The organism is uncultured Gimesia sp. (assembly GCF_937919775.1).
GTDB lineage: Bacteria > Planctomycetota > Planctomycetia > Planctomycetales > Planctomycetaceae > Gimesia.
This window is the reverse complement of record NZ_CALFPF010000414.1, coordinates 1-4,951: the sequence shown is the minus strand read 5'-3', so window position 1 is coordinate 4,951 and position 4,951 is coordinate 1. Positions and strand designations below refer to the sequence as shown.

Sequence of the window (4,951 nt, the reverse complement as noted above, 5' to 3'; positions counted from 1 at the left end):
CCGCCGGTAAAATGAAGACTATATTAATAAGAAACTCCAAGTCGTTTTCACCCGACAATTTGCTACCACAAACGCACTCGAAAAGGTTATCATCGGATGCGTGCAGAGCTAATTAGTTCTAGCTCTCTCTACTGACTGATTCTCGAGAGACTGAGGCTTGCTGGACTATGAAAGAGAATTCGCGTTTTGTTGTCCTGTTTCTGTTCCTCTTCTTCACGGGTTGTGGAAACATGGCGCCGCTGCCAGGGAATTCTGTGAACGAAGCGTTCGATTTTGATCTGACCGATCCTGATGACATCGCGCGCTGGGAGGCGAGTTCTTACAACTTTTATCATTCCAAAATCAAAGTTGTCCCACTGAATTACTTCCACGGCCTCCTGGGCAGTGAAGAAGCGAAGCCCCCCCAGAAAGTAGGAATTGAAATCTGTGAGGCGCAGACAAACGGCATCGCCCCGGAACAACAACAGGCACTGGACGACTTTATTGAGCACGAAAAAGAGATACATGCCGCGGTTCGAAAAGCCGTCTATCAATATTACCAGGAGGCATACCCCGCTTTTAAACAAGGATCCGAGTTAGGGAAAGCGCTTTACGGAGGTACTGAGAAGATTGATGACATCATCCCTCCGATCAAAGACGGCACCGAACTGGACTCGATCGTGGAGTTTACTCAGATTCTCATTCACCCTGTCATCGACGGGAAAGCTCCGATTGGTATCGAACTATTCGGAAACTGGGACGAAAATTACGGCATCGGCATTCAATTACTGAATGGTGAAGTTACAGACATCAGCAACGCTTATGGAGCACTTCCCGCCCCCAAGCAGAAATAATCTTGAAACCGATCCCAGCGAATTAAATAATCTGGCCGACGAGCATCCCGAACTGACCCAACGCCTCATTACAGCCCTGCTTGAGTGGAATCAAAGTCTGCCGCCAGACGCCGGTGATCCTGGTTTCAAAACGAAGACTCCCGCTGAAGGCACAACAAAGTAATCATTGAAACCGATTTATTTTCAACCAGTCACTCACCCAGCACTTTCAAAACGTGTTTCACATCGGCGCGGCCTCCGTGCGTCATGCTGATCTTTGCAAATTTGATTTTGCCATCTTTGCTGATCACGAACGTGGATGGATATGCGGTCTCACGTCTGGCGTCCCACCGCAGATTATAGGCGTTCGTGAATTTGTAATCCGGATCGATTAAGAAATGAAAGTTGTCCGGCAGGCTCTGATCGCGAATGAATTCGTCCGCGCGTTTTGCCAAATCTTGAGCCGCACCGGGATACACTAACAGGACAGACGCGTTCGCTTCCTTCAGCTTGGCGGCACTCGCAATAAACTGTCCCACCTGACGCGTACAAAGGGGACATTGATAACCCGGATAACCACGCAGCACCAGCAGCACCACGGGTCCCTGCTTGAGCTGTTCAGAAAGTTTGACCTGTTTGCCTGCGGGGGTCGTCAGCTCAAAATCTTTGGCTTCATCTCCCACGGCTGGTTTCGCAGCATCCTTCGCTGCCGCTCGGATTTCCGTGTTAAGAGCACTCGTGACGAATAACGAAAGTGCCAATGTGAACAGGAAAAAACGCCGGACTGATTTAATCGTGGTCATGAAAGTGGCTCCTGACAGGGAATCAACATAGAGGAAGCTCGGAATGCGTTTACCTCAAGCGGTATTCGCATTAATATCATAGCAATCCGCGTCGTCCTGCCAGCATCAATTCTGAAAATTCAAACAGACGTGCTGTTTTAGTTCCATTTCTGCTTTGAGTGCCGCTGGGTATTCCTGGAACGCGTCCCATTTAACCATAGCGTCTGTCGTATTCTACTCGGCCCGAATGGCCCTGGAGACACTACAGTAAACCTGGATACGACCTAGGCCAACTCAGTCTCCGCTGCGCGGCCGGGATAATTCGTATGCAGCGCTGCCATCACCCGTTCCACTTGCTGATCAAATACCGCTGGGTCTGTTTGCCAGTTTCTGAAATCAGCCGTTAATCGATCACAGAGGGTCGTTTTTTCCTGGTGCTCCCAGGTATCAAACAGATGCTGGTCCAAGCTGAGCGGGAGTAAGGAATGAATCAGGACCGTGTCTTTTTTGTATTGACGGACTTCGTTTTCCAGAGCCTCTGTGATTTCCTGATTGACCCAGTCGCTGGTCAAAGAATGTTTGGAAGCACACAGTAGTACTTTGTCCCAGATCTTCAGTCCCCGATCAGTGGGGGCTCCTGGTCCAGTCGACTTTTGCTTTTCATCCAACCAGCAGCGAATTCCTCGGGCCTGTAACGTATCATACAAGCGACGCGCGAAGGCTTCGTCTTCAGAACTGTAACTGATGAAGCAGGAGAAGAAATCGACGGCGGTGCTGGCGAAATAACCATTCACGTGCGAAATGACGTCATCGGGTAGACCGCAACCCAGCAGAAACTCTTTTGGGATTTTCCCTTTAGACCACATGAGAGTATTGACGCCAATCGTACTGGGGCCCCAATGCTGAATTGTTTCCAGATCCACGGCTCTGGATAAATCAACTTCGACCCACAGAGTATTGCGCGAATGGGCGCCGTGAAAAATGGCCTGTCTTAAATTTGCCCGATGCAAATTGGCCCAGCTCAGGTCGGCACCGCTCAAATCGGCAAAGCACAGGTCAGCTTTTTCCAGATTCGCGCCGACCAGATTCGCGCCCACCAGATCGGCGCCACTTAAATCGGCTCCGACGAGATTGGCACCCCTCAAATCGGCTCCGACCAGATTCGTTTCCATCAGGTCCGCGCCGCTTAAATCAGCTCCACTCAAATCCAGTTGGACATCCGAATTCTCAGTCCGCCAGCGATCAATGGCCACTGCGCCGGTTTTAAACACATCCACGTACTCAGAATTCGCCACAACATCTCCCTGAACTAAATATTAATCTGCGCCGACTCCTATTCTGACGACGTAATCCATTCTATGCAATTGACTACACCACCCAATTTATCGCCAAATGCGGTTCCGTTTTATTGAAGTTTCTTTCAAAATCAGCTTTAGCCCCGTTGATCAGGCCTGAATGTCTGGCGGTTTGCTTTGTGAGAGCAGATGCGCCCCTTTCATTAATCGCCTTGAACCCATTCATTCTGTTTGATAACGTTAACGCGACTTTTGGGAAATCAACAGAGGGAATTACATCGTATTTGTGGTGCGATGCGAAACCATTTTTAGAAAAACTCCAACTGTTGAATGAAGTCCGACTTTGAATCGCTCATTTACATTAGGGAGAATAAGAATGGATCGATCTTCAATGAACCGTCGCGACTTCAACAAGTTGACTCTGGCGGCTGCGAGCGGAGCAATCACTGCCGACCAGCGGGTTGCCTCAGGCGCGCAAAAAGAAAACCGTGAGCAGCCTTATAATATTGTAATGGTCATGGCCGACCAGGAATCATTCCACCTGAACCAGCCGCTGGGTTTTACACTTCCGTCACGGGAAGAACTGCGCCAGCGGGGTACCTCTTTCGAAAATCATTATATTGCAGCGGCGATGTGTACTCCTTCACGAGGCGTCATTTTCAGCGGCCGCCCCCCTCAGATCAATGGGGTCTTCGACCAGATGGAACTCGGATATGTTCCCAGTTTGGACGCAAGCAAGCCGAGTATGGGAACCGTACTGAAGCAGCTCGGTTATACAACGGCTTATTTCGGGAAATTTGAACTCCTCCGCGACATTATTTATCCCCAGGACAGCGTGAACTACACGAAAGCGCTCGTCGAGTATGGTTTCGATACGTTTGCTCCCGATGGTGACAAAATCGGTGCCCCCGGCCAGGGTTACGACACAGACGGCTACACGGTCGAGGCCGGAAATCGCTGGTTGCGAACGAACGCCCAGCAATTAAACCGTGAAGGTAAGCCGTGGTTTTTACTCACCAGCATGGTCAGCCCGCATGACATCATGTATGCCGACGGAAATCTGCCCGGTGAGCAAGTACAGGTTTCCCATGCGGATGCGACGCTGACGCCTCCACCCCAAAACTCGATCTATCAGAAAATATGGAAATTTCCGCTGTCTGCCAGCCGACTTCAGCCGGTTGACGCACCGGGCCGACCGGACGCCCAAAGACAATTCCTCGAAGGTTGGTCTTATTGGCTGGGCACGATTCCCGCAGATCGTACGGATATGTGGAAGATTTTTTACAATTACTACCTCAATCTGATTCGCGACAATGACCGGATGCTGCAAACACTTTTAGCAACACTCAGTGAGCTTGATCTCTGGAAAAAAACCATCGTCATCTTTACAGCTGACCACGGCGAGTTGGCGGGAAGTCATGGAGGATTGCGCGGCAAAGGACCTTTTCCGTATGAGCTGCAGACACACGTTCCGTTTCTCGTCGTGCATCCGGAGCATCCGGGGGGGCGACTTTGCAACGCGGTCACGAGTCACATAGACGTGCTGCCGACACTCGCCGGACTGACCGGTCGTCCCGAGCAGGAACGCCGCACTGCCACGAAGAATATGCCCGGCAAAGACTTCTCGGTTCTGCTTCAGAATCCGGAAGCCGCGCCGGCGGATGCAGCCCGGAAAGGAGCGTTATTTAACTACGTCGGCCTGCAGACGATCGACGCCAATTACTTGAAAAAAATCTCCCCGCTGCAGGCAGCAGGCAAATTTGTTCCGTCCCTGGAAATACTCCACCCGAATCTGAAAAAGCGGGGGTTTCTGAACTTCGTGTTTGATGGGCGCTACAAATTTACCCGCTATTATGCTCCCAGCGAATTCAACACTCCAGAGACCTTCCAGCAAATCCTGCAATACAATGATCTTGAACTGTTTGATCTGGAAAAAGACCCTTTTGAAATGAAGAATCTGGCAGTGGAGCCGGTGAAGCATCAAGCCCTCATCATGCGACTCAATGCCTTGATGAATGAGCTGATTGCGGAAGAGGTCGGTACGAATGCTGGCCAGTTTCTA

The 4,951-nt window shown here is 50.5% G+C and carries 4 protein-coding genes; 2 read left to right on the top strand and 2 right to left on the bottom strand.

Going from position 1 to position 4,951, the window contains the following annotated elements; genetic code table 11:
- Positions 1-167: 167 nt before the first annotated feature.
- Complete coding sequence (locus Q0294_RS11390; RefSeq protein WP_299464988.1) at positions 168-833, top strand: hypothetical protein; 666 nt, start codon at positions 168-170, stop codon at positions 831-833.
- Between the two features lie 191 nt (positions 834-1,024).
- Here the strand turns inward: Q0294_RS11390 and Q0294_RS11385 are convergent, their stop codons facing one another.
- Positions 1,025-1,615 carry a peroxiredoxin family protein gene (locus Q0294_RS11385; RefSeq protein ID WP_299464985.1) on the bottom strand — a complete coding sequence of 197 codons (591 nt, stop codon included), beginning with the start codon at positions 1,613-1,615 and terminating at the stop codon, positions 1,025-1,027.
- Positions 1,616-1,878: 263 nt separating this feature from the next.
- Positions 1,879-2,889 (bottom strand): toll/interleukin-1 receptor domain-containing protein, encoded by a 1,011-nt coding sequence (locus tag Q0294_RS11380; protein ID WP_299464983.1) that lies wholly within the window; start codon positions 2,887-2,889, stop codon positions 1,879-1,881.
- Between the two features lie 376 nt (positions 2,890-3,265).
- Here Q0294_RS11380 and Q0294_RS11375 point away from each other — a divergent pair.
- The coding region (locus tag Q0294_RS11375) for a sulfatase-like hydrolase/transferase (RefSeq protein ID WP_299464980.1) at positions 3,266-4,951 on the top strand (1,686 nt) is incomplete at its 3' end.